This is a genomic window from Chryseobacterium populi, from assembly GCF_000282115.1.
In the GTDB taxonomy this organism is placed as follows: Bacteria; Bacteroidota; Bacteroidia; order Flavobacteriales; family Weeksellaceae; genus Chryseobacterium; species Chryseobacterium populi.
The window spans coordinates 12,665-37,755 of sequence record NZ_AKJY01000085.1 but is presented as its reverse complement, the minus strand read 5'-3'; the positions used below and the strand labels follow the sequence as shown (position 1 = coordinate 37,755).

Here is a 25,091-nt window from a genome sequence, read left to right as displayed (position 1 = left end):
GAATTCAAATTTGTTATGAAAAACAGGATCTTTTTTAAAATATTAATTTTCTTCGTCGGCTTATTATGTATTTCTTTTATCACTGCTAAAGTTAAGCTTCCTGCATTGGTTTCAGACGGAATGGTTTTACAGAGAAACCAAAAGCTGAATGTTTGGGGAAAAGCAGATGCCGGAGAAAAAGTGATAGTAGAATTCCTAAACAGAAAATACAATACAACTGCAGATCCAAACGGAGACTGGAAAATGACTCTTCCAAAGCAGAAAGCTGGAGGTCCGTATACGATGACCATCAATGAAATTACATTGAAAGATATTTTTATCGGGGATGTCTGGCTGGCTTCCGGACAATCGAATATGGAGCTTCCGATGCGAAGACTGACACCGCTTTATGCTGAGGAAATCAAAAATGCAAATAATCAGAATATCAGATTTTTCACCGTTCCCCAAAAATATAATTTTAAGTCACCCCAAACTGAGCTTGACGGTGGTAAATGGGAAGCTACAAATCCTCAGACTATTCTTAATTTCTCAGGTGTTGCCTATTTTTTCGCAAGAGAACTGAGTCTGAAAAATAAGGTTGCTGTTGGCATCATCCACACAAGTTTAGGCGGTTCTCCGGTTCAGGCCTGGATGGATGAAAATTCTCTTCAAAAATATCCTGAATATGTGGATGAAGCCAAAAAATGGCAAGACGATGAGCTGATAAAATCTACAGAATCTACAGAACGGTCACTCAGCAAAGCGTGGTATACAGAGCTTGATCAAAGCGATATCGGGCTAAGTCAACACTGGGAAAGCTTCGATTTGGATGATTCCGGATGGAAAATAATGCAGGTTCCCGGTTCGTGGGAAGATAAAGAAGGCCCTTTCGAAGGTTCCATATGGTTCAGAAAAGAAATTAGTTTAACTAAAAATCAGGCAGGAAAAGCTGCATTTTTAAATTTAGGAAGAATAAAAGATGCCGATGTGACCTACATCAACGGTGCAAAAGTAGGAAATGTAACCTACGAATATCCACCTCGCTGGTACAATATTCCGAAAGGTGTTTTAAAAGAAGGAAAAAATGTGATTGCCGTAAGAATTTCCAACGGAAACGGAAAAGGAGAATTCATAATGGACAAACCCTACTATCTTGAAATTGACGGAAATAAAATCGATTTAAAGGCCGAATGGAAATATAAAATAGGAGCTAAAATGGAAAAAATGGCTCCCGGACAAACGTTTATCCGTTGGAAACCGATCGGATTGTATGATGCAATGATTAATCCTCTTATCAATTATAATATTAAAGGTGCAATTTGGTATCAGGGCGAAAGTAATACCGGAAAACCAAAAGAATATGGAGATTTGCTGACCATGATGATTCTGGATTGGCGAAATAAATGGAACCGGAAAGATTTGCCTTTCTTTATCGTACAATTGGCTAATTTTATGGAACCAAAAACACAGCCTGTTGAAAGTAACTGGGCAGAACTCAGAAATCAGCAGCGTCAGGTTTCCCTCAAAGTCCCGAACACCGGACTTGCTGTAATCATTGATGTAGGAGAATGGAATGATATTCATCCGCTTGATAAGAAAACAGTCGGAGACAGGTTGGCTTTGCAGGCGCTTAAAGTTGCATACAAAAAAAATATTATTGCAGACGGACCGGTTTATCAGTCAATGAAAGTAGAAGGAAATAAGATTATTCTTTCCTTTAAAAACGGAACTGATGATTTTGCTCCTGTTTCAGAACTGAAAGGTTTTGCCATTAAAGGCAAAGATGGAAAATACCAATGGGCAAAAGCAAAAATTGAAGGTAAGAATATCACTGTATGGAATGATGATGTAAACGAACCGTCCGCAGTCCGCTACGACTGGGCAGACAATCCTGACGGAAACCTGAAAAACAAAACCGGACTTCCCGCTTCGCCGTTTACAACAGAATAAGGAAGCTGCCGGTACTCCGGATATTATCTAAAACAAACTTTAAATAGATTATTATCAATTATTTATATACCTAATATCTAAACTCATATGAATCATTCATCTCAAAAAATATCTGTCGTTGAAAAAGTCGGCTACAGCTTAGGAGATTTGGCTGCCAATTTGGTTTTCCAGACGCTCGTAACGTATTTGGCGTATTTTTACACAGATATTTACGGGTTAAAAGCAGAAGACGCGTCTGTCATCACACTCAGTGTTGGCCTGGTTGCAGGTTTTGGCTTCAATCCTCTTGTCGGTGCATTGGCAGACAGAACCCGAACAAAATGGGGGAAATTCCGTCCGTGGATTTTACTTTCAGCAATTCCGCTGGGTGCAGCGGCATTTTTCGCCTTCAGCACACCCGATTTTTCGTATCAGGGGAAAATGATTTATGCCGCAGTTACTTATTCTTTGCTGCTATTGCTTTATGCGGCCAATAACTTACCTTATGCAGCTTTAAGCGGTGTTATTACCGGTGATATGGGCGAAAGAAACAGTATTTCCTCTTATCGTTTTGTTGCTGTAATGTTTGCACAGTTTTTTGTTCAGGTATTTATGCTGCCGATTATCTTATCTGCCGGACATGGTGACAAAGCTGCCGGAATCGAGGTAGTAATGACCTGGCTGGCCATTATCGGCACGGTAATGCTGCTGATCACATTCTTCACGACCAAAGAAAGAGTCATTCCGAAACCGGAGCAGGAATCAAGTTTAGGTGCAGATTTAAAAGATTTGAAGAAAAACAAACCCTGGATTATAATGCTGACAGTTACAGCGTTGATTTTTATTACATTAGCAATGAAAGGTGGTTCTTATGTATATTATTTTAACAATTATGTAGATGAAGCCTCGCTTAAGCAATTTATATCGCCGATTACTGATTTCTTCAATTCCATCGGGATGAATTTCTTTGGCGAAGATCCTCGTTCAGCAGGTTTCGGGCTCTTTAATGCAGGCGGAATTATTATGATGATTGTCGGGATTACCTTTTCCAAAAGATTTGCCGATAAATATGGCAAAAGAGATGCATTCATCGCATCGTTGTTTATTTCAACATTATTTGTGCTTGCATTTATATTTTATCCCCCAAAATCGGTAGGATTGATGTTCTTGTCACAGATTTTGCATGGTTTCTTCTACGGAATAGGCACGCCACTACTTTGGGCAATGATCGCGGATGTCGCCGATTATTCAGAATGGAAAAACAACAGGCGGGCGACAGCAATTATTTTCTCTGCAATGATGGTAGGCTTAAAGGTAGGCTTAAGTATCGGAAGTTCATTAGTCGCACTAATTATCGGGAAATACGGCTATATCTCCTCAGAAGGTTCGGTTAATGTAATACAACCGGAAACAGTTTCAATGGGTGCCAAAATGCTGGTTAGCATATTTCCTTCCATCCCGTTCTTTTTAGCGTGCGGATTGCTGTTGTTTTACGAAATCAACAAAAAAATGGAAATCAAAATCGAACAGGATCTTAAAGAAAGAAGAAAATCAAAAGATTAATGATCTGATAAAAATTTGGGAAGCTTTATCCGTCTGAATTTATCCTGAGTACAATCGAAGATTTCATTCATGCTGAGCTAAGATCAATACACTGAAAGAGTTAATGACTAATAGTTCTTTGCTGAGTTTATGCCTTTGCGAACCTAAAATATTTAGTAATCCAAAAACCTTACGGGCTTTTGCGTTCACAAATTTTCTGTTCTCTATGGAACTGATTTATTAAAAAATAAAAATCTTTATGAAAAAAATAGTAGCATTATTAGGAATTCTAACCTTAACAATCTCTTGCAAAACAGCAGGTACGGTAAATTCTGGTGCCACCCTGAAAAATGCATTCAAAAATAAGTTCTACATCGGAACAGCAATGAACCTTCCGCAGGTTCATGAAACAGATGAGAAATCAGTTGGAATCATTAAAAATCAGTTTAGCTCCATTGTTGCGGAAAACTGTATGAAATCAATGTTTCTGCAGCCGGAAGAAGGCAAATTCTTTTTTGATGATGCCGATAAATTTGTAGCGTTCGGTGAGAAAAATAAAATGTTTATCATCGGGCATACTTTAATTTGGCATTCACAGTTGCCGAATTGGTTTTTCGTGGATAAAGACGGGAAAGACGTTTCTGCAGAAATTCTTAAACAAAGAATGAAGAATCACATCACAACAGTTGTGACCAGGTACAAAGGCCGTGTAAAAGGTTGGGATGTAGTGAATGAAGCGATAATGGAAGATGGCTCCTACCGTAAAAGTAAATTCTACGAAATCCTTGGTGAAGAATTTATTCCCTTAGCATTTCAGTATGCGCAGGAAGCAGACCCGAATGCAGAATTGTATTACAATGATTACAATGAGTGGTATCCCGGAAAAGTTCAGACCGTGATAAAAATGGTTAAAAATATGAAATCCAGAGGTATACGAGTTGATGGTGTAGGGATGCAGACCCATGTCGGTTTGGATACTCCATCAATTAATGAATATGAAAAAGCAATTGTTGATTATGCTTCAGCCGGTGTCAAAGTAAATATTACTGAAATGGAAATCAGCGCGCTTCCTTCTCCGTGGGGAACTTCCGCCAATATTTCGGACACCGTGGAATATCAGGCAAAAATGAATCCCTATACCAAAGGTCTTCCGGAAAATGTAAAAGCAGAGTGGGAAAACCGTTATCTTGATTTTTTCAGAATATTCCTGAAACATCAGGATAAAATCAGAAGAGTGACTTTATGGGGTGTTACCGATGCCCAATCCTGGAAAAATGATTTCCCGGTAAAAGGAAGAACCGATTATCCGTTACTTTTTGACCGGAATGATCAGGCAAAACCTGTGGTGAAAAAAATTATTCAGCTAACAAAAGAAAAATAATCTAATATTTAGTATCTAACTTCTAATTAAAACAATGAAAAAAGCAAAATATCTCTTTCCGAAAGATTATATGGCAGACCCTTCCGTACATGTTTTTGAAGGTAAATTGTACATCTACCCATCACATGACCGGGAGAGCGGAATGGAAGAAAATGACAACGGAGACCATTTTGATATGAATGATTACCACGTTTTTTCCCTGGATGATGTGGAGAATGGTGAAATCACAGACCATGGTGTTGTCCTTTCGGTAAAGGATATTCCGTGGTCGGGAAGACAACTGTGGGATTGTGATGTTGCATATAAAAACGGCAGATATTATATGTATTTTCCGTTAAAAGATAAAAATGACATCTTCAGGATTGGCGTTGCAGTGAGCGACAAGCCTTACGGACCTTTTGTACCCGAGAAACACCCTATGATGGGAAGCTACAGCATCGATCCTTGTATTTTTGAGGAAAACGGAAAACATTATATGTATTTCGGCGGAATCTGGGGTGGGCAATTGCAGCGTTACAGAAACAACAAAGCATTGGAATCAGCGATTCTTCCTCATGAGAATGAACCTGCAATTCCTTCAAAAGTTGCTTTGCTGAGCGATGATATACTGGAATTCGGAGAAGAACCGAAAGACGTTCTGATTCTTGATGAAAACGGCAATCCTTTACTTCACGGCGACAAGCATCGTTTTTTTGAAGCTTCATGGATGCATAAATACAACGGTAAATATTATTTTTCATATTCTACCGGCGATACTCATTTAATTTGTTATGCAACCGGTGACAGTCCTTATGGGCCGTTTACTTTTCAGGGTGAGATCCTGACACCTGTCGTTGGATGGACAACCCATCACAGTATTGTAGAATTTAAAGGAAAATGGTATTTGTTCTTCCATGATTCTGTACCGAGCGAAGGAAAAACCTGGCTAAGAAGTATGAAAGTAATTGAGCTTGAATATGATGAAAATGGTAAAATTAAAACCATTGAAGGTCTGGATAATTAAGCTTAAAAAATTCAGAAGCCTTCAATATTAATAACTGTAGGTGAAACCTATTGAAAAAACAATTCCAAATGCAAAATTTCCGACAGTATTTTCTATTATTTTTAATGATTCCGTTAACGATTTTGGCGGAGGACGGAAGTCAGCTGTGGCTTCGGTTTCCGGCAAAAAACGGCGTTTCTGCCGATAAGATCATTTCCAAGGGGAATAATCCTACTCTGAACATTGCTAAAAAAGAACTGAGCAGCCATTGGCAGGGTCAGGCTGTGGAACTTCGTACGGACAAATCATTAAAAAACCTGAAAGGCGGCTATATGATAAAATCAGTTCAGAACAGACTTGTCATTTCTGCTGAAAAAGAAATCGGTTTGTTGTATGGAGTTTATCATATTTTGCGTTTACAGCAGACCAATTCTGCGACAACAAATCTTAATATTACCGAAAAACCCTCATATGACGTCAGGATTCTAAACCATTGGGATAACCTGGACGGAACGATAGAGCGTGGCTATGCCGGGCATTCTCTGTGGAAATGGGAAGATTTGCCGGATAAAACTTCCCCGAGATACGAAGAATATGCAAGGGCCAACGCCTCAATTGGAATTAATGCGACCGTTCTCAACAATGTGAATACTTCGCCGAATATGCTCCGCAAAGATTATCTTGAAAAAATAAAAGTCTTGGCAGACATTTTCAGACCTTACGGAATTAAAGTTTATTTGTCAGTGAATTTCTCATCGCCAAAAGTTTTGGGAGGTCTTGAGAATTCTGATCCTTTAAACAAAGATGTTCAGAAATGGTGGAAAGAAAAGGCCTCGGAAATTTATAAACTAATTCCTGACTTTGGAGGATTCCTGGTGAAAGCCAATTCCGAGGGGCAGCCCGGCCCGCAGGATTACGGAAGAACGCACGCAGAGGGAGCCAATATGATGGCAGATATCCTGAAACCTCATGGTGGAATTGTCATGTGGAGAGCATTCGTTTACAGCCCGAGCAAAGAAGACCGTGCGAAACAGGCTTATCTCGAATTTGTTCCTCTTGATGGAAAATTCAGGGATAACGTCATTATCCAGATTAAAAACGGGCCTGTTGATTTTCAGCCTCGTGAAGCATTTAATCCGCTTTTCGGAGCATTAAGGAAAACACCTGAAATGGTTGAATTTCAGATTACTCAGGAATATCTGGGCTCTTCAAATCATCTTGTGTTTCTTGCTCCTCTATTTAAAGAAACCTTAGACAGCGATACCTATTCTGACGGCAAGGGTTCGACAATTGCCAGGATAACGGACGGAACATTAAGATCCGCAAAAATTTCAGCTATTTCAGCTGTTTCCAATATCGGGGAAGATAAAAACTGGACCGGACATCAGTTTGCGCAGGCCAATTGGTATGCTTTCGGACGTCTGGCATGGAACCATGACCTGACTGCTGAGCAGATCGCCGATGAATGGATTAAAATGACGTTTACCCATGATAATAATTTTCTTAATCCTGTAAAAGAAATAATGCTGACTTCAAGAGAAACGGCGGTCGATTATATGATGCCGCTTGGTTTGCACCATATTTTCGCATCAGGACATCATTATGGCCCGGAACCCTGGGGTGATTATAAAGGCGGAAGACCGGACTGGTCGCCGGTATATTATCATCAGGCCAATGCACAGGGCTTAGGATTTGACCGGACAATATCCGGAAGTAATGCTGTTTCACAATATTTTTCTCCATTAAATGAAACGTATGGAAATATAAAAACCTGTCCGGAAAATCTGATTCTTTGGTTTCACCACGTTCCCTGGGATTATAAAATGAAGGATGGTAAAACCTTATGGGAAGAATTATCTTATAAATATGATACAGGGGTAAAGAAGGTACGCGAATATCAAAAAACATGGGATAGAATGCAGCCATATATTGATGATGAGAGGTTTCAGCAGGTTCAGTCGAAGCTTAAAATTCAGGCAAGAGATGCCGTGTGGTGGAAAGATGCCTGTCTGCTATATTTCCAGACATTTTCTAAATTGCCGATTCCTTATGACATTGAAAGACCAGTTCACGAACTGGAAGATTTAAAAAAGATTAAACTTAATATGGGGCATCATAATTAAGCTTCTAATACTGAAATCACTTATTATATCCTTATTTCTCTGAAATAGTAAGATTGTGAAGTTAAAGACATATCTATAAATTTCAGAGAAAAAATTGTATGGATGAATATATAAGTGTAATTTTAACACTTATATAATTTTAACAATCTATTTTATGAAATTTTTTATTGACACTGCCAATCTCTCGATGATAGAAGAAGCCAATGCATTGGGCATTCTTGATGGCGTTACCACCAATCCTTCTCTTATGGCGAAAGAAGGGATCTCCGGAAAAGAAAATATACTCAACCATTATCTTGAAATCTGTGATATCGTAGATGGAGATGTAAGTGCCGAAGTTATAGGAATTACTTATGATGAAATGATAACGGAAGGAGAGGAACTGGCAGCACTTCACCCACAGATTGTGGTAAAAGTTCCGGTCACTAAAGATGGTATCAAAGCAATCAAATATTTTTCCGGAAAAGGAATCCGTACCAACTGTACCCTGATTTTCTCTGCCGGACAGGCACTTTTGGCTGCAAAAGCAGGAGCGACTTATGTTTCACCCTTTTTAGGCAGGCTGGATGATATTTCTACCGATGGGCTGAATTTAATTGAAGAAATCAGGACCATTTTTGATAATTTCGGCTTTGAGACAGAAATTTTAGCAGCTTCCGTAAGGCACAGTATGCACATTATAAATTGTGCGAAAATAGGTGCCGATGTGGTAACCTGTCCTTTACCTCCGATTTTGTCACTATTGAAGCATCCCTTAACAGACAGCGGTTTGGAACAGTTTATAAAAGATTCACAAAAAATGAAATAATGATATGCAGCACGATATTTCAAAACTCAAAAATATTGCTTCACAGGTTAGAAGAGATATTGTAAGAATGGTTCATGCCTGTCAGTCGGGTCATCCGGGAGGTTCGCTCGGCTGTGCGGATTTTCTGGTAGCATTGTATTTTGATTCGATGAAGAGAAAAGAAGAGTTTGATATGACGGGAAAAGATGAGGATGTTTTTTATCTTTCCAACGGTCATATTTCACCTGTTTTTTACAGCATTTTGGCACACGCAGGGTATTTCGACAAATCAGAACTGGTGACATTCAGAAAACTGAATTCCAGATTGCAGGGTCATCCCACTACACACGAGCATCTTCCCGGTGTTCGCGTTGCTTCCGGTTCGCTTGGACAAGGTTTGTCTGTGGCGATTGGCCACGCAGTCGGTAAAAAATTAAGCAAAGATAAAAACCTCGTTTTCTCGCTTCATGGCGATGGTGAATTACAGGAAGGACAGAATTGGGAAGCTATTATGTATGCATCTCACAACAAGGTCGACAATCTTATTGCAACCGTAGATTACAATGGTCAGCAGATTGACGGTCCTACTTCCAAAGTACTGTCTTTAGGTAACCTTAAAACCAAATTCGAGGCCTTCGGCTGGAAAGTTCTGGAAGTGGAAAACGGAAATGATATGGAAGAAATTCTTACTGCTTTAGACAGGGCAAAATCATTGACAGGGCAGGGACAGCCAATTTGTATTCTCCTGAAAACAGAAATGGGATACGGAGTCGATTATATGATGGGAAGCCACGCCTGGCACGGAAAAGCACCTAATGATGAGCAATTGGCAAAAGCGTTAGACCAGCTTGAAGAAACTTTAGGAGATTATTAGGGATTAAATTATTTGAACAGCTATTCCGCGCTTCGTTTCTGCTTTTTTTTATTGCGAACGAAGTGAAGCAATCTCTATTATAAAATTTATAGTAACAAATATACTATGCCTCCGCTCAGTAAAACACCTTATGAACCAAAAAATAGCAAATAGTTAAAAACTTTGCGAATTCCCTTCAAAATTATCAATGTCAAATTTTAAACCTAGAACCATACAATGAAAAAATATGCATACACAGAAAAAAAAGATACCCGGAGCGGTTTCGGAGCCGGCCTTGCAGAACTGGCAGATAAAAATCCGGATGTTGTAGCACTTTGTGCCGATCTTATCGGTTCCCTGAAAATGGAAAAATTCATAGAAAAGGCACCCGGCCGTTTTTTTCAGATTGGGATTGCTGAAGCCAATATGATTGGGATTGCAGCCGGTTTGGCCACGGAAGGTAAGATTCCTTTTACAGGAACTTTTGCCAATTTTTCTACAGGAAGAGTCTATGACCAGATTCGTCAGTCGGTGGCTTATTCCGGTAAAAACGTAAAAATCTGCGCTTCACACGCCGGGCTTACTTTAGGCGAGGATGGTGCAACACACCAGATTCTGGAAGACATCGGTCTGATGAAAATGCTTCCCGGAATGACGGTCATCAACACCTGCGATTATAACCAGACCAAAGCGGCAACTATTGCTATTGCAGATTATGAAGGCCCGGTTTACCTGCGTTTCGGAAGACCTGTGATCCCTGTTTTTACTGAGGAAAACCAATCTTTTGAAATTGGGAAAGCCTGGATGGTCAACGAAGGAAAAGATGTTACGATTGTTGCAACTGGGCATCTCGTCTGGAAAGCCATAAAAGCCGGAGAAATTCTCGAAGAGCAGGGTGTTGATGCAGAAATCATCAACATTCACACTATTAAGCCTTTGGATAGAGAAGCGATTCTTAATTCCGTTAAAAAAACAGGATGTGTGGTAACTGCCGAGGAACACAACAGATTAGGAGGTTTGGGCGACAGCGTTGCACAGCTTCTGGTTACGGAATATCTTGCACCTCAGGAATATGTTGCGGTAAACGATAGCTTCGGAGAAAGCGGAACACCCGACCAGCTGATGGAAAAATATGGACTTACTGCGAATGACATTGTTAAAGCAGCAAAAAAAGTAATAAGAAGAAAATAATTTGCTGATTGGCATTTTTATTTAGCGAAGGTTTTAAATAATTACCAATCGGAATAAGCTTTAGCCATTTTCAAAAATGAATAATTAGCTAAAATATATTATAAAGGCTTAAATTGCGGTTATCTATGAAGGAGAAATTAATCAATTATACAAAAGAAGCATTTCAATCGTTCTTCCGGTCAGAGCCGGAAAAAATTTTTCTTGCTCCGGGAAGAATTAATATTATTGGTGAACACGTAGATTACAGTGATGGTTTTGTACTTCCTGCCGCTATCGACAAACATATTTGTTTTGCCGTAAAAAAGGTGGATGATTCTGAGAGCTGTACATTTTTTGCAAAAGACTTTAATGATTCTTTTAGCTTTAATATTAATCACAAACAAAGTCCGGTTTCACAAGCCTGGGTCAATTATTTGCTGGGTGTCTTCAATGCTATTCAGGAAAGCGGAAAACAGATCGGTGGTTTACAGATTGCTTTCAGCAGTACGATTCCGATGGGATCGGGGCTGTCGTCTTCGGCTGCTTTGGAATGTGGATTTGCTTTTATTCTCAACCAGGTTTTTGATTTAAATTTATCTAAAAAAGACCTGGCTCTCATTGGTCAGAAATCCGAACATACGTTTGTGGGTGTAAAGTGCGGTATTATGGATCAGTTCGCATCCGTTTTCGGCAAAGAACATCAGGTGATAATGCTTGATTGTAATTCTTTGGAACATCAGTATTTTGAAGCGAATATGGAAGGATACAGTTTTGTGCTTTTCGACAGTTGTGTAAAGCACACGCACCTGACTTCCGGCTACAACGACAGGAGAAAAGATGTTGATAAAGGGAAAAAAGTTTTGTGGGAAATGTTTCCTGAAATAGATAAATTCAGAGATTTCAATGTTCCAATGCTTGATGCTGTGAGAAAAAAAATAGGAGAGACCTCCTACAAAAGATGTTTGTATCTCCTGAAGGAAATAAAAAGAGTAGAAAAGGCAGCTAAGGCTTTAGCTGAAGGTGATGTTGAATATTTGGGAATACTTCTTACCGAAACTCATTCAGGGCTTTCCACTGAATTTGAAGTGAGTTGTGAAGAACTTGATTTTATGGTAGAGGCAACTTTGAAGGAAAAAGGTGTTTTGGGCGCAAGAATAATGGGTGGTGGTTTCGGAGGATGCAGTATCAATCTTATCAAAAATGAAAATGTAGATGAAGTGATTAGAAACATCAGCGCAAAATACAAAGCAGGTTTTGACATCGAAATGAAAGTATATCATGTAAAAATATCGGATGGAATTAATGAATACAAAAGAGATGAATTCGTCATTTAATCAGAATAAGCATCCTCACAGAAGATACAATCCCCTATTGGATGAATGGATTCTGGTTTCTCCGCAAAGAGCCAGCCGGCCGTGGCAGGGGCAGACCGAAAGAGTAACCGAAGAAAAGCTTCCCATTCACGACCCGGATTGCTATTTATGTTCAGGGAATATGCGTGTAAATGGCGAAAGAAATCCCGATTACAAAGGAGTTTATGTTTTTGACAATGATTTTGGCTCTCTGATGAAAGAAGATGTTGAATTTTCTGATGAACCGTCGGATTTTTTTTCATTAAAGCCGGAGCGGGGCATCAACAGAGTTATTTGTTTTTCAGAAAATCACGGCCTTACTTTACCGGAAATGGAAGTCGATGACATCAAAAATGTGGTAGATGTCTGGCAGGAACAGTATAAAGAGCTAGGAGCTGAAGATTACATTAATCACATTCAGATTTTTGAAAATAAAGGAAGTGTGATGGGATGCAGCAATCCGCATCCACACGGGCAAATCTGGGCACAGTCTTCGATCCCGTCGTCAGTTTTGAGAACTCAGGATAACCTGAAGAAATATTTTGAAAAAACCGGTAATTCTCTTTTGAAAGATTATGTAAAAAAAGAACTGGAAATAGACGAAAGAATCATTCTGGAAAATGAGGATTTTGTGGGTGTTGTACCATTTTGGGCGGTTTGGCCTTACGAAACAATGATTGTCAGCAAAAGAAAAGCTGAAAATTTGCTGCGGTTCTCAGATAACGAAAAGTTTTCTTTAGCAGCGATAATAAAGGATTTAACAATCATTTACGACAATCTTTTTGAGATTTCTTTTCCGTATTCTGCAGGAATCCATCAATCTCCCACAGATGGGGAACCGCATCCGGAATGGCATTTTCATATGCATTTTTATCCGCCATTGCTTCGAAATGCCAATGTTAAAAAATTTATGGTCGGCTACGAAATGTTGGCAGAACCTCAACGTGATATTACACCAGAACAAAGCGCAGAAATATTAAAAAATAGTTTGCGTGTACATTATAGAGATAAATAATGTAGAAAAGATTTATTTGAATCTATCCAAGAATATTTTACAGAATTACTTCATCATTAATATTATACTGACTTATAACTTTCAGATTAATAATGAGTTTATAATGAAAAGCCGGAGGAAAAGTGAATTATCACCTCTCTCCGGCTTTAATGATACCGTATTAATAGTTCACGATAGAATTTTATAAATGCCAGATTGTGAAGTCTAATGAAGATCAGTTTTGGCAAGGAGATTCTTCTTAAGAGCTAATCTCAAGCTTATATCCTTTTCCGCGGATAACAACAATTTTGATATTCGGATCAAATTCCAGTTTTTTTCTAAGTTTTGATATAAACATATCCAGGCTGCGCCCCACAATAACACCTTCATCTTCCCATATCTCTTTTTGCAGCCGGCTTCTCTCTATAGTTTGGTTAGGAGACAACGCGAAAATGAGTAGCAGGCGTGTTTCTGTTCCGGTCAGGTCTATGGTGTTTTTATTTATTACCAGTTGTTGTTCCTGCACATTAAACAAGACTGATCCAAACGTTAAAATATTAGTGTTTTGATCACCAGGCATGGCTCTTCGCGGTTTACCTGATCTCAGAAAAATGAAACCAACAAATGCCAAAAATGACAGGATACCCACAACATAACCATTCTTTGCTGTATTTATTCCGGTTGATTTAAATTTGATGTTGACCATATAGCATCCTTTGGGTTGTACTCTTCCTCGGCAGGCTATAATATCATCTTTTTTATTGCTGGATATAGCGTATCCATAGACCACACTGGAGTTGTCACAGTTCAGAACATTAACTACATAATCACGTGTGAGAGGGTCTTTGGACAACAAATGCCGGGTAGTATTCACCAGCGAGTCCGGTTTAAAGGTAAGCTCATTCTGAAACCTGATCTGGTATTCATTTTCGGCGATTTTTTTTACCGGAAGCACTCTTGATTTACTGTCGCCTGACTGCCTGAGTAGTTCATCTCCTATCCTCCGAAGCAAAATTTCTCTCCTGGCGATATCAAAATCATCACTGCCGGTCATACTGAACGCCACGCAGATCACAGAGATAAACAAGAGTAATATTACTCCGCACAGATATTTGCGTTTCCCGGAGAGGAGATTTCGGGTTTCAGACATACTATTTACAATTTATTTACAAAGGTTACACTATTATTTACAATCCAGGTTCCTCCGTCTGCACATTATCAAAGTATTTTTGTTGCATCAGCTTTAAAAAGATACGAAAAGACAAAAGAAATGTCTTAAACGAATCTGATTTTCAGGAAATAAATCTATGTTAATTAAATTTATAAAAATATGAAAAAAATCATTTATGTACTGATTTTGCCACTGTTTGTGGTAAGCGGACTAGTATTTGCGAATTACGAAATCAAAAACGAAACTTCTAAAAAGTCAACCCGAAAGACACTCTCTGCTGCTGAAATGAAAGCCGCATTGAAAAAATGGGAAGCTTCCCCTGATGGTATAAAGTTCAACAAATGGAAAGCGTCTCCGAAAGGTAAAAAAGTGCTTGATGGTGCTGCTAAAATAAGGAATCAGGTAAGGGATTTTACTAATATGGAAGCTAATGTAAGCTCTCTTTCTCTTCCGCCAGGCTCACGATTAGGTTTCGGAGTGATGGTCAGGATTAATGGTGAAGATTATATTCTCAGTTTTGGACTGGAAAACTCTAATGAATTTCAGCAATTGCATCGCCTGAAAGTGAACGACAAAATAATTATAAGAAGCCATAGTGTAATGTACGCTCCCAAGTATTCATATCCAATAGTACCGGGCGATTATGTAGAGCGAGATGGTAAAATAATTTATAGGCGTATCCACCGTAAAGGCGGCTGCTGAGTAATTTCAGGTAAATAAAGTGTATTTCAGTTTTACTTGCTGTATGTCTAATGATAGCGGTGGGATTGTGGATGATTCTGACACATCAAAATAGTTTGCATTCATCAAAAATACCAGCTATTGATCCCAAAAGTATAAAGCCCGGCAAAGCATTGTTATAAAGAAAGATGACTGTTGAGCAGATGATCTGAAAGTAATGCCTTTCCAAAGAGGATTGAAAAAGTAAATGCAATGATATACTTATTATGAAGTGAAATTTAGTACTGCTTAAAAAAGGCGAATACATGAGTTTAAGTAAGAAGCTCTGTATTAATTTCTATAAACTAGTTCATTTAGTATATCATTGCCTAATATCTAAAAGTTTTATTGTCCTAAATACACAAAGTAATTAGCATTTAATGCTGCCGGCTGAATGTTTATAGGGGCTGCAGTTCCTCCGGAGTTTACGGTGTAGGTATGACTATGCCCGATTGTTGTTGAACTTATATTATAAAGTCCTCCACCTCCAACAATTGTTCCTGCCAGCCAGTATACATGGATATTATTTCCACCACCAAATGCGGTAGTAGTCCTGATCCTTTGATAGGTCATAGTGTGGGAGTGGCCCGCTTCCGCATCTGTTGTATAGTTGAGGTTTACATTAGGCAGATTTGCCCTGGTGAGAGTTGCCGTACTGCTTCCTGAAATGGAACCGGTGGCTGCCGTAGTTCCCATGGAATAGCTGCCTGCCGCATTAGGTAGCAAGGTGGTTATTCCTAGTATACTTGATGCATTATTCTGGGCTGCTTGCGGGAGAGTAGTGATATTTCTTCCGTCTAGCAGATACCATCCATCATGGTCTGATGTAACAAATGAAGGTTTTACGTCTCCTATTTCAAAAAAGTCAGAATTATTCATAAGTACACCCTGTGCATTGGACATAACACCAGCTACTTTGTTAAAGGTTTGAATTCTGACATTGCCATCTACATCAATTGTCTGAGTGGGAGAGGAAGTAAGTATTCCTGTAGCTGAGGTGGCTCCATCCAGGTAAAGAAGTCCAGGACCTATATTAAGTTGTTTTCCATCTTGACTAACTTGCCGGTTTGAGATTAAAGTCCCATTTACAGTATAAATGTTTTCATTATTACTACTGTTTCCTGTAAGAGGGAACCAGGTTCCTGCATGAAAATACCAAAACCCTTTTCTGGTGATTATAATTCCATTATCTGTTAATGAATAAGCCAGCTCTGATTCATCGGGACTTTGCATATTTTCAATCTGAAAAGCTGTCTGACGGGGGATCAAGATTCCATGATTAGTGGAAACTACATCCAACACGACTTGAGGATTAGCTGTCCCTATTCCTACTAATGACTTTTGTGCCAGAGAAGGTACAGGTAGCCCTAAAGAGAAAATAAATATTGTAATTGTTCTTTTCATTGATTTAATTTTTATTGTCCTAGGTAGATAAAATAACTGTATGATATGTTTTTCGGTACAATAGCAAAGGGAGTACCGCTTCCGCCCGTATTAACGGTTCCAACATGACTGTGCGCACCAGAAGCGGGAAGAGTTATAGCTGTAGTTCCGGAAACTGTTCCCCTTCCTGCTCTAAACACATAAGCATTACCGGCTGCATTTTGAGCAAAATTGTAACCGCCGGCAGTTAATGAATGAGTATGTGCTGCTGCTGTTGATGTTACTCCTGTTAAATTAACATTAGGAAGATTAGCTCTGATCAATGTAGTTGTATCAGAGCCTCCTGTAGTGAACGGTACTCCTTGTTTCATCAACCTGCCATTGGTATTCACCAGTGTGCCGCTGAGTCCTATTGCTGAAGCATTGCTTTGTGCAATAGCAGGAAGTGTACTGATAGCCCGGCCGTTCAGCTTATACCAGCCGTTGTGGTCATCTGAACGCAGAGATTCTTTAACGGTGCCGTAAGCTACTTTAGGCCCTATAGATAAAGTTCCATCTGAGAGGGCCTTTACATTTCCACCGGTAAGATTTCTGACGCGGATATTCCCATTTACATCAACTGTATATGAGGGAATATTGTTTCCTATTCCTATTTTTCGTTCCACAGAATGAATAGAGAGCTTGTCTGTATCAAATGATAAATTGCGCCCGTTCATTGTTACAGTGCGGTTGGAAGTCAAAGTACCATTACTATTGTAGATATTAATAATTGGCTGGGAACTGCCTCCAAAGGGACGCCATACAGTGTTGTCATAATACCAGAAACCTGTTTTATTAATGATAGCACCATTGTTTGTAATTGCATAAACCAGTTCTCCTGTAATGGGGTTTGTGATGGCTTCTGCCTGTAGGGCAGTCATTCTGGGGATGAGTATGCCCTGTGTTGTGGAACTGACATCTAATGCTGCATTAGGATTGGCTGTACCAATACCTGCACGCTGTGCATCAATAGGAAGAAAAAAAAGAAGATTGAGTATGGATATAATTTTAATCGTAGTTTTATGTAACATAATTTAATTTTTAAATTCCTAAATAAATAAAGTAATTAAACTGTACGTAATCGGGAGTGAGTGCAATAGCAGCTCCGGTTCCTCCTGTAGGTATGGTTACGGTGTGATTGTGTGCTCCCGATGAAGAGCTTGTATAAGTCCCTTCGGAAAGTGTTGATCCCGGTATTGCCCCACCCGCCAATTGCCATGAATTAGCATTACCATTAACGGTTTGCAGAATATCTGTTCCTCTTACCTGGGCATTACCTGGGCTTACCAGAGGATGACTATGAGACAAATTTGTTGTGTTTCCGCTAAGAACAAAATTTGGTAAGTTGGCTTGGGAAAGAACTACACTCGTGGCTCCGCTTAGTGTTCCTGGGGTTCCCTGTTTAATATACCTTCCTGCAGCATTGGGAAGGTTTCCTGCAATTCCAAGAGTAGTAGCCCTTGATTGAACACTTGCAGGTAATGTAGTAAGTGCCCTTCCATTAAGTAGATACCAGCCTTCATGATCTGCCGGAAGATAAGAATATTGGATATCTCCATAATGATTAATCAGCCCGGTATCAAAAGACAATACACCGTCTCCTGTGGTTATCACATTTCCTTTAGAGAGGCTACGGATTCTCATTCCTCCGTTAATATCTAATTTTTCTGTTGGAAGATTAGTGTTAATGCCAATATTACCTGTACTTCCGGATATAAACAGTTTATCGGGTCCAATATTCAGATCATGATTGTTAAGACTGACAATTCTATTGCCAGCAAGGATACCGTCAGAGTTATAAATATTTTCACCCACAGAATTATTAGCGGTAATAGGATTCCAGGCAATGCCATCAAAATACCAAAATCCGATAGTATTGACTACACTGCCTGTATTCGTTGTACTGAAAATTAGCTCTCCTTCAGTGGGTGTATTGATTTGTTCTATTTGGACGGCTGTCATTCTGGGAATTAAGATTCCGCTTTTATCTGATACAATGTCTAAGGCTGCATTTGGTTTGTCTGTATTAATCCCTACTTGAGCTGAAATAAAGAATGCATTAAACATTCCTAAAGCAATCAATAATTTTTTCATACCTTAATGTTAGTTTTTATAAAAATTTGAGACAAAAATAGACCAATATCTAGTTTGTAGAAAAACAATAGATTATCCTTTTCAGGAAAATGACCAGCTGTATATTGTATTTAAGTTGTTGGTTATTATTGAGTTATTTGTCTGGGAGTACATAAATAAAATTAATAACGTATAAAATAGCTGGAAGGTTAAGCTCTTTCGGTTTTTGAATTTTTATACCATTTCTAAATTAGTCTGGTTCAGATTAGGCTTTAAAAAAAACAAGATATGACAGGATATAAAATTGTTTCAGAAAAGCTACATTTCTTCCATCGTGTAAGAGTGTTTCTGCTAAGCTTAAAATGTTGGGCTGCCTGGCTGTTATTGAGTTTGTTTCGAAAGACTGTTCTGTGACAGTATGGAGGCGTCGAACCGCTAGAAACAATGTTTTATTGTCCTGTATTTACCAGATAACAGTGAGTAGATCCGAAAAAAAAACCGGAAAGAAAGTGAATGATCACCTCTTTCCGGTCTTGTACCCATAAACGAAGAGATATCGAAACATTTGGTGGAAGATTTGGAAAGAATCGTAGAATTAAATAATTCTTTAATGTGACTAAGACTAGCGTATCTTCAAACACTTTTATAGATGATTTAGTAAGTTTAAGTCAGATTAAAGTAGAATTAAATCGTATTTTTTTATTATATAAATTTTAGCTTTAATGTAGCCTCAGCAAATAATATTAATATGATTTTTGCTTTCTAGGAATCATTAGACTTTAGTTAAAGAGTGATTTTGAAATACTAAATATAAAATTTTAAATAAATTCACTATATAGTTGATAATAAATAGGTTTTGTTGCTTTTAACCATTGCTCTTTCATATAATGTATGCGATTTAAATGTATTTCGGAATCAATAAATTTTCTTGAAACGGTTAAATTTTATTTAGAAAATTATATATTTGTATAACTGGTTATGTAATCAATTATACGAATGATGGAAATGACTGATAAAAAAGAACTCAATAGCGAAAAAATACAATTCATTAGTAATGGAATTCGTAAACAAAATCTGATGAAAATGTACAATGCCACTGCAGGTAAAATTGCTGAAGGGTATGTTGAAGTGGAAATTCCTAGACAAGAGGCACTCATAAGAGGCGCAGGTTTTTTTTATGGTGGTGTTGTGGCAGCAGCAGTTGATACCGCTGCCTATTTTTCTGCAGCAACCTTATACGAGTCAGATGCTTATTTTGTAACGGTAGAATTAAAGGTTAACTACTTAAATCCTGCATATGGAGAAATTCTGCATACTATGGGTGAAGTCATAAAAAGCGGTAAAACATTGGTAATTTGCAAATGTGAATGTTATGTAATCAATGATGGTGAAAAATCTCATGTGGCGACATCATTAGTAACCTTAATGAAAGTCAAACAGAAATAAATATGGAAATAACTTCAGTAAAAGGATTTCTTGATTACTATGAGAAAGTGAGAGAAAGAACTAATCGCCTTCTAAGTGTAGTTCAACCGGAACATCTTGAATTCACTTATAAATCTGGTAAATATACGGTTGCAGATCAGATCAGACATATTGCGACTATCGAAAGGTATATGTATGGAGAGACCATTTCTGGGAGAAGGAGTGCCTATCCTGGCTGTGGAAAAGATCTGGCAGATGGCTATGATACTATTATTAAATATTTTAATGAGTTACATCACCAGACTATCGAGATCATTAGTCAGTTTTCAAATGAGGATCTAAACAAAAAGTGTTTAACACCTGCCAACGTTCAGATTACAATATGGAAGTGGTTACGAGCTATGGTAGAACACGAAATTCATCATAGAGGAGAATTGTATATCTATCTCAATTTGCTTGGTGTTGAAACGCCGCCGCTCTATGGTTTTTCAGCAGAGAAGGTCCAGAAAATAAGTATTACACTATAGATTATTTATTAAAAGAAAAAAATGTCAGTTCATAAACAAGTTAAAAAAAAAATAACAACGCTTCAATTGAAAAAGATGAAGCAGAATGGAGAAAAGATAAGTGTTTTGACTGCGTATGATTATACGATGGCAAAAATAATTGATGGAGCAGAAATTGATGCGATTATTGTTGGAGATTCTGCGTCCAATACAATGATAGGAAATGAGACCACGCTTCCCATTTCATTAGATCAAATGATCAACTATGCAACCTCGGTTGTCAATGGTGCAAAAAGGGCATTAATTATCGTAGATATGCCATTTGGAACAGTATCAGGAGATCCTCTAAAATCCTTACAAGCTGCAATTCGAATGATGAGAGAGAGTGGAGCAGATGCTATTAAAATTGAAGGCGGTTCTGAAATTAAAGAGGATATTAAGAAAATTATTGATGCAGGAATTCCGGTAATGGTTCATCTAGGGTTGATGCCTCAATCTATCAATAAATATGGAACTTACGGAGTACGAGGAAAAGATAAAGAAGAAGCGGATAAACTTCTTGAAGATTGTCTTCTAATGGAGCAACTAGGAGCATTCGGCTTACTACTTGAAAAAATTCCGTCAACATTAGGCGAAGAAATATCAAATAAAGTTTCAATTCCAACAATTGGAATAGGAGCAGGTTCAGGAACTGACGGACAAGTATTAGTTATACAGGATGTAATGGGAATGAATAAAGACTTCTCTCCGAAGTTTTTACGTCGTTATGCAGATTTACATAGTGTAATGACAGAAGCGACAAAAAACTTTATTAATGATGTTAAGAACAAAAATTTTCCCAATGAACAGGAATCTTACTAAAAAACGAAGAACATATGGATTATTTTAATAGAACGGGAAAAATGGCATTGGGAAGTAGATTAAGATTACTTACTTCTCAAGTTACCGACGATGCTTCCAAAATTTATGAGTTGTACAATGTTGAGTTTTCTCCAAAATGGTTTCCGGTACTTTTCATTTTATTTGATGAAGGTGAAAAAACGATAACGGAAATAGCTGAAAAAATAGGGCACTCACAACCTTCTGTTACAAAGATTGTAAAAGAGATGTGTGCTAAGGGGTTGGCAGATAATAATTTAAAATCATCTGATAAACGTAGAAATGTAATAGATCTTACGGCCAAAGGTAAAAAAGTAGCTGAGACGATGGTTACTATTCAATGTAATGATATTGAAAAAGCAATTGACGGAATTATTTCCGAAGCCAATCACAATTTGTGGGAAGCGATTGCTGAATGGGAATTCTTACTGGAACAAAAATCACTTTTCAAAAGAGTGCAGGAACAAAAAAAAATTAGAGAGAGTCTGGAGGTTAAAATTGTTGAATATTTACCTAAATATCATTCAGCGTTTAAGGAACTAAATGAAGAATGGATTTCTTCATATTTTAAAATGGAAGAAGCGGATTACAAAGCTTTGGATAATCCGAAAGAGTATATTATTGATAAAGGGGGACGAATTTTTGTAGCACTGTATCATGATGAACCGTTAGGAGTATGCGCGCTTATTAAAATGGACGACGGAATATACGATTTTGAAATGGCTAAAATGGCTGTCTCTCCAAAAGCTCAGGGGAAAAGTATTGGTTGGCTTTTAGGGCAAAAAGTGATCACAGCTGCAAAGGAACTTGGTGCAAAAAGAATTTACCTTGAGAGCAATACTGTTTTAAAGCCAGCAATAAATCTTTATTATAAGATGGGGTTTGAGAAAATTACAGGGAAGTCTACACCATATGAACGTTGTAATATTCAGATGGAACTTAACCTAAATACCATACCAAATGTATAATAGAATTAAAGAAAGCTTTGATAATCAGGGATTAATGAAAACTTTTAATGCACAATTGATTTCAGTTGAAAAGGGTGCTGTTAGAATAAGCTGTCATTTTTTTGAGGGGTTGACGCAGCAACATGGTTTCTTTCATGCGGGAGTAGCTACAAGCATTGTAGATAGTGCTTGCGGTTACGCTGCATTAACTATGATGGAAGATAATTCAGAAGTTTTAACGGTTGAGTTCAAAGTTAATTTCATGAAACCTGCCAATACGGATAAACTTGTTGCTATTGGAAAGGTTCTGCAACATGGAAAAACCTTAACCGTATGTGAAGGATATGTATATGACAGCAGTGAAATGAAATTAATTTCGAAAATGACAGCTACTATGATAAGAATTAAAAAAATGGATTAAGCCTTTAAATATTTGTAAGCTATCGAAAAGTGATTTGGAAATTAATGTTTTTTTCGAGAGTAATAGTTTCTGTATGTATTTGGTTTGCCAGAATTCGTATTATGAAGAGGCGCTGAAGTAAGTAAATTAAAAGGCGCCAACTGTTTCTGGTCGGCGCCATTTGGCTGTTGGTGAACTTGACAGTATTAACTTCGAACCAATTTCGAGAAGATCTTGATAGAATTTTAAGGAATAGGAGCTCATATTTAGCATTATTATCATATACAGTTTAACATCTTTCCTGTAGTGATACAAAATATTGGCTATAGCATGATTATGTTGATTGTATTATTGTGGGGCGATTATTTTTTTTGCATCCAAATATATAGTTGTCTAAATTAAAATACTATTGAAACACAAATTTTTGAAAAAGGAATGTCATATGAGCCTATAAATATTGATGATAAGTATTTGTTTGGGGATTAGCTTAATTTAGCATCCACTTAATTCAAACTTCTATATTCATTAGGAGTGACACCCGTTCTCTGCTTGAAAAGTCTGATAAAATGCTGTGGATATTTGAATCCTAATTCATAAGCAATCTGAGCAATAGATTTATCAATGTTGAAAACTCTTTCCTTGGCAACATCAATAATTTTATTCTGAATATATTCCTGCGCAGTTTTTCCTGTTTCTTTCTTAATCAGATCTCCAAAATAGTTGGCTGAAAAATGTAATTCATCGGCACAGTAAGCCACAGATGGAAGCCCTACGGTATTAGGTTTCTCAGATGAAAAGTAGTTGTTTAATAATTCTTCAAATTTTTCTAAAATACCTTTATTCACATTTTCCCGCGTAATAAACTGACGGTCATAAAAACGGTCACAATGATTAAGAAAAAGCTCAATATTTGATGTGATAACTTTTTTACTGTGTTTATCTACTGGGCGGCTCAATTCAGATTGAATATCAGCGAACATTTCCAAAACCATTTGCTGCTCTTTTTTAGAGAGGTGCAATGCTTCATTGGTTTGATATCCGAAGAAACCGTATTCAGAAATACTTTTAGCTAAAGAAGTTCCCTTGATTAAATCCGGATGAAAAACTAATCCGTGTCCCAAAGGCTGATAGATGTCAATTTTATTTTCTACATCAACAATTTGTCCCGGAGAAACAAAAACCAACGTTCCTTCCTGGTAATCATAAGTTGCCCGACCGTACTTGAGGTCACCGCATTTCACATCTTTTAAAAAAATACAGTACAGATTAAAGTACATTTTAGACCCGGTCCTTTTATGCGCTTTTGAAAAATCTATCACACTTACCAAAGGATGTAAAGTTTCGTGATTATTAAATTGATTATAATCATCCACTGTCTCAAAATTGATGGAATTGCTCATTGCTGTATCATTTTCTAATGCAAATCTAAAGATAAAAATAACCTCTTTTTTACAATCAGAGTCAGAACAGTAATATTGGTTATCAATTCCGTAATCTGTCTACCAATATGCTTGTCAATAGGTTGGAAATTTGCAATAACAAGTTAATAAAGAATATTAACTTCTCTATGAAGCAATAATTTAAATTAAATCAAAAATGAAAAAAGTAATATTAAACAACGGATTAGAAATGCCAATTTTAGGATTTGGAGTATTTCAGGTACCGGATCCTTCGGAATGTGAAAAAGCTGTTATTGATGCTATCGACACTGGATATAGATTAATAGATACTGCTGCATCTTATGGAAACGAGCAAGCTGTTGGTAATGCGATCAAAGCCAGCCAAGTTGCAAGAGAAGATTTATTTATAACAACAAAGCTTTGGGTGCAGGATGCTGGATATGAAAATACATTAAAAGCTTTTGAAACATCATTGAAAAAACTTCAGTTGAATTATCTGGATTTATACCTTATTCATCAACCTTATGGAGATGTATTTGGTTCTTGGAGAGCAATGCAGGAATTGTATAAACAAGGAAAAGTAAGGGCTATAGGTGTTTCCAATTTTCATCCGGACAGGATCGCAGATTTAATTGCCAACAGTGGATTTACACCGGTGATCAATCAAATCGAGACTCATCCTTTCCATCAACAGGCTGAAACACAAAAATTCTTAATTGAAAATAATGTACAGATAGAATCCTGGGGACCTTTTGCAGAAGGAAAGAATGATATTTTTAATAATGAAGTTTTAAAAACAATCGCAGAAAAATATAACAAATCTGTAGCTCAGGTGATTTTGAACTGGTTAACAAGCAGAAATGTTATCGTTATTCCAAAATCGGTAAGAAAAGAAAGGATGGCTGAAAATTTCAACATTTTCGATTTTGAACTTTCTTCTGAAGATATGAATGCTATCGCCACTTTAGATACTACTTCCAGTCTTTTCTTTGACCATAGAGATCCTAATATGGTTAAATGGCTTAGTGAAAGAAAATTGGACTTTTAATCAAATTT

General features: G+C 37.6%; 22 protein-coding genes. 17 read left to right on the top strand and 5 right to left on the bottom strand.

Going from position 1 to position 25,091, the window contains the following annotated elements; translation table 11 throughout:
* The first annotated feature begins 15 nt into the window (after positions 1–15).
* The 10 genes from PMI13_RS16905 to PMI13_RS16860 all read left to right on the top strand — a co-directional run bounded on the left by PMI13_RS16905 (position 16) and on the right by PMI13_RS16860 (position 13,113).
* Positions 16–1,929, top strand: a complete 1,914-nt coding sequence (locus PMI13_RS16905; protein WP_007845957.1) for a sialate O-acetylesterase — start codon at positions 16–18, stop codon at positions 1,927–1,929.
* A gap of 87 nt (positions 1,930–2,016) precedes the next feature.
* On the top strand, positions 2,017–3,471 hold the full coding sequence (locus PMI13_RS16900; protein ID WP_007845956.1) for an MFS transporter: 1,455 nt from the start codon (positions 2,017–2,019) through the stop codon (positions 3,469–3,471).
* A gap of 238 nt (positions 3,472–3,709) precedes the next feature.
* On the top strand, positions 3,710–4,831 hold the full coding sequence (locus PMI13_RS16895; protein ID WP_007845955.1) for an endo-1,4-beta-xylanase: 1,122 nt from the start codon (positions 3,710–3,712) through the stop codon (positions 4,829–4,831).
* Between the two features lie 34 nt (positions 4,832–4,865).
* Positions 4,866–5,834 (top strand): glycoside hydrolase family 43 protein, encoded by a 969-nt coding sequence (locus tag PMI13_RS16890; protein ID WP_007845954.1) that lies wholly within the window; start codon positions 4,866–4,868, stop codon positions 5,832–5,834.
* 68 nt (positions 5,835–5,902) lie between these two features.
* Entirely contained in the window at positions 5,903–7,936 is a 2,034-nt protein-coding gene (locus PMI13_RS16885; protein ID WP_007845953.1) for an alpha-glucuronidase, read from the top strand.
* A gap of 154 nt (positions 7,937–8,090) precedes the next feature.
* A complete protein-coding gene (fsa, locus tag PMI13_RS16880; RefSeq protein WP_007845951.1) occupies positions 8,091–8,744 on the top strand; it encodes a fructose-6-phosphate aldolase in 654 nt (217 codons plus the stop codon).
* 4 nt (positions 8,745–8,748) lie between these two features.
* Positions 8,749–9,597 (top strand): transketolase, encoded by an 849-nt coding sequence (locus PMI13_RS16875; RefSeq protein ID WP_007845950.1) that lies wholly within the window; start codon positions 8,749–8,751, stop codon positions 9,595–9,597.
* A gap of 216 nt (positions 9,598–9,813) precedes the next feature.
* Entirely contained in the window at positions 9,814–10,767 is a 954-nt protein-coding gene (locus PMI13_RS16870) for a transketolase family protein (RefSeq protein ID WP_007845949.1), read from the top strand.
* 125 nt (positions 10,768–10,892) lie between these two features.
* On the top strand, positions 10,893–12,080 hold the full coding sequence (galK, locus tag PMI13_RS16865; protein ID WP_007845948.1) for a galactokinase: 1,188 nt from the start codon (positions 10,893–10,895) through the stop codon (positions 12,078–12,080).
* Positions 12,049–13,113: a UDP-glucose--hexose-1-phosphate uridylyltransferase gene (locus PMI13_RS16860; protein WP_238536328.1), complete on the top strand. Its 1,065-nt coding sequence runs from the start codon at positions 12,049–12,051 to the stop codon at positions 13,111–13,113. The genes galK and PMI13_RS16860 overlap by 32 nt, the downstream gene beginning before the upstream one ends.
* A gap of 238 nt (positions 13,114–13,351) precedes the next feature.
* On the opposite strand, the gene PMI13_RS16855 is transcribed toward PMI13_RS16860, so the two are convergent.
* Positions 13,352–14,242, bottom strand: a complete 891-nt coding sequence (locus tag PMI13_RS16855; RefSeq protein WP_007845944.1) for a winged helix-turn-helix domain-containing protein — start codon at positions 14,240–14,242, stop codon at positions 13,352–13,354.
* A 207-nt stretch (positions 14,243–14,449) separates the two neighbouring features.
* On the opposite strand from PMI13_RS16855, the gene PMI13_RS16850 reads away from it, so the two are divergent.
* Positions 14,450–14,965: a hypothetical protein gene (locus PMI13_RS16850; protein WP_238536327.1), complete on the top strand. Its 516-nt coding sequence runs from the start codon at positions 14,450–14,452 to the stop codon at positions 14,963–14,965.
* Between the two features lie 363 nt (positions 14,966–15,328).
* On the opposite strand, the gene PMI13_RS16845 is transcribed toward PMI13_RS16850, so the two are convergent.
* From PMI13_RS16845 to PMI13_RS16835, 3 genes are read right to left on the bottom strand one after another with little or no spacing between them, the layout of a single operon-like run.
* Positions 15,329–16,387: a hypothetical protein gene (locus PMI13_RS16845; RefSeq protein WP_007845941.1), complete on the bottom strand. Its 1,059-nt coding sequence runs from the start codon at positions 16,385–16,387 to the stop codon at positions 15,329–15,331.
* Positions 16,388–16,398: 11 nt separating this feature from the next.
* The gene (locus PMI13_RS16840; RefSeq protein WP_007845939.1) at positions 16,399–17,436 is read right to left on the bottom strand and encodes a hypothetical protein; all 1,038 of its coding nucleotides are present in this window, start codon (positions 17,434–17,436) and stop codon (positions 16,399–16,401) included.
* Between the two features lie 10 nt (positions 17,437–17,446).
* Positions 17,447–18,499, bottom strand: a complete 1,053-nt coding sequence (locus PMI13_RS16835) for a hypothetical protein (RefSeq protein ID WP_007845937.1) — start codon at positions 18,497–18,499, stop codon at positions 17,447–17,449.
* Positions 18,500–19,474: 975 nt separating this feature from the next.
* Between PMI13_RS16835 and PMI13_RS16830 the strand changes: the two genes are divergently transcribed.
* Genes PMI13_RS16830 through PMI13_RS16810 form a run of 5 tightly spaced genes read left to right on the top strand, consistent with a single transcriptional unit; the run spans position 19,475 to position 22,656 of the window.
* Entirely contained in the window at positions 19,475–19,924 is a 450-nt protein-coding gene (locus PMI13_RS16830; protein ID WP_007845934.1) for a PaaI family thioesterase, read from the top strand.
* Positions 19,925–19,926: 2 nt separating this feature from the next.
* Positions 19,927–20,430, top strand: a complete 504-nt coding sequence (locus PMI13_RS16825; RefSeq protein ID WP_007845932.1) for a DinB family protein — start codon at positions 19,927–19,929, stop codon at positions 20,428–20,430.
* A 21-nt stretch (positions 20,431–20,451) separates the two neighbouring features.
* Positions 20,452–21,270 carry a 3-methyl-2-oxobutanoate hydroxymethyltransferase gene (gene panB / locus PMI13_RS16820; RefSeq protein WP_007845928.1) on the top strand — a complete coding sequence of 273 codons (819 nt, stop codon included), beginning with the start codon at positions 20,452–20,454 and terminating at the stop codon, positions 21,268–21,270.
* A 14-nt stretch (positions 21,271–21,284) separates the two neighbouring features.
* Positions 21,285–22,256 (top strand): bifunctional helix-turn-helix transcriptional regulator/GNAT family N-acetyltransferase, encoded by a 972-nt coding sequence (locus PMI13_RS16815; RefSeq protein ID WP_007845927.1) that lies wholly within the window; start codon positions 21,285–21,287, stop codon positions 22,254–22,256.
* Positions 22,249–22,656: a PaaI family thioesterase gene (locus PMI13_RS16810; protein ID WP_007845926.1), complete on the top strand. Its 408-nt coding sequence runs from the start codon at positions 22,249–22,251 to the stop codon at positions 22,654–22,656. Before PMI13_RS16815 ends, PMI13_RS16810 begins: the two co-directional genes overlap by 8 nt.
* A 482-nt stretch (positions 22,657–23,138) precedes the next feature.
* On the opposite strand, the gene PMI13_RS16805 is transcribed toward PMI13_RS16810, so the two are convergent.
* Positions 23,139–24,035, bottom strand: coding sequence for a helix-turn-helix domain-containing protein (locus PMI13_RS16805; protein WP_007845925.1), 897 nt, complete (start codon positions 24,033–24,035; stop codon positions 23,139–23,141).
* 196 nt (positions 24,036–24,231) lie between these two features.
* Here PMI13_RS16805 and PMI13_RS16800 point away from each other — a divergent pair, with 196 nt between their 5' ends.
* Complete coding sequence (locus tag PMI13_RS16800) at positions 24,232–25,083, top strand: aldo/keto reductase (protein ID WP_007845924.1); 852 nt, start codon at positions 24,232–24,234, stop codon at positions 25,081–25,083.
* Positions 25,084–25,091: the final 8 nt, after the last annotated feature.

What these genes read in the sequence shown, in the direction of transcription:
- PMI13_RS16905 (WP_007845957.1), top strand. Translation starts at nt 16, where the DNA reads ATGAAAAACAGGATCTTTTTTAAAATATTAATTTTCTTCGTCGGCTTA.
- PMI13_RS16900 (WP_007845956.1), top strand. Translation starts at nt 2,017, where the DNA reads ATGAATCATTCATCTCAAAAAATATCTGTCGTTGAAAAAGTCGGCTAC.
- PMI13_RS16895 (WP_007845955.1), top strand. Translation starts at nt 3,710, where the DNA reads ATGAAAAAAATAGTAGCATTATTAGGAATTCTAACCTTAACAATCTCT.
- PMI13_RS16890 (WP_007845954.1), top strand. Translation starts at nt 4,866, where the DNA reads ATGAAAAAAGCAAAATATCTCTTTCCGAAAGATTATATGGCAGACCCT.
- PMI13_RS16885 (WP_007845953.1), top strand. Translation starts at nt 5,903, where the DNA reads ATGCAAAATTTCCGACAGTATTTTCTATTATTTTTAATGATTCCGTTA.
- fsa (WP_007845951.1), top strand. Translation starts at nt 8,091, where the DNA reads ATGAAATTTTTTATTGACACTGCCAATCTCTCGATGATAGAAGAAGCC.
- PMI13_RS16875 (WP_007845950.1), top strand. Translation starts at nt 8,749, where the DNA reads ATGCAGCACGATATTTCAAAACTCAAAAATATTGCTTCACAGGTTAGA.
- PMI13_RS16870 (WP_007845949.1), top strand. Translation starts at nt 9,814, where the DNA reads ATGAAAAAATATGCATACACAGAAAAAAAAGATACCCGGAGCGGTTTC.
- galK (WP_007845948.1), top strand. Translation starts at nt 10,893, where the DNA reads ATGAAGGAGAAATTAATCAATTATACAAAAGAAGCATTTCAATCGTTC.
- PMI13_RS16860 (WP_238536328.1), top strand. Translation starts at nt 12,049, where the DNA reads ATGAATACAAAAGAGATGAATTCGTCATTTAATCAGAATAAGCATCCT.
- PMI13_RS16855 (WP_007845944.1), bottom strand. Translation starts at nt 14,242, where the DNA reads ATGTCTGAAACCCGAAATCTCCTCTCCGGGAAACGCAAATATCTGTGC.
- PMI13_RS16845 (WP_007845941.1), bottom strand. Translation starts at nt 16,387, where the DNA reads ATGAAAAGAACAATTACAATATTTATTTTCTCTTTAGGGCTACCTGTA.
- PMI13_RS16840 (WP_007845939.1), bottom strand. Translation starts at nt 17,436, where the DNA reads ATGTTACATAAAACTACGATTAAAATTATATCCATACTCAATCTTCTT.
- PMI13_RS16835 (WP_007845937.1), bottom strand. Translation starts at nt 18,499, where the DNA reads ATGAAAAAATTATTGATTGCTTTAGGAATGTTTAATGCATTCTTTATT.
- PMI13_RS16830 (WP_007845934.1), top strand. Translation starts at nt 19,475, where the DNA reads ATGATGGAAATGACTGATAAAAAAGAACTCAATAGCGAAAAAATACAA.
- PMI13_RS16825 (WP_007845932.1), top strand. Translation starts at nt 19,927, where the DNA reads ATGGAAATAACTTCAGTAAAAGGATTTCTTGATTACTATGAGAAAGTG.
- panB (WP_007845928.1), top strand. Translation starts at nt 20,452, where the DNA reads ATGTCAGTTCATAAACAAGTTAAAAAAAAAATAACAACGCTTCAATTG.
- PMI13_RS16815 (WP_007845927.1), top strand. Translation starts at nt 21,285, where the DNA reads ATGGATTATTTTAATAGAACGGGAAAAATGGCATTGGGAAGTAGATTA.
- PMI13_RS16810 (WP_007845926.1), top strand. Translation starts at nt 22,249, where the DNA reads ATGTATAATAGAATTAAAGAAAGCTTTGATAATCAGGGATTAATGAAA.
- PMI13_RS16805 (WP_007845925.1), bottom strand. Translation starts at nt 24,035, where the DNA reads ATGAGCAATTCCATCAATTTTGAGACAGTGGATGATTATAATCAATTT.
- PMI13_RS16800 (WP_007845924.1), top strand. Translation starts at nt 24,232, where the DNA reads ATGAAAAAAGTAATATTAAACAACGGATTAGAAATGCCAATTTTAGGA.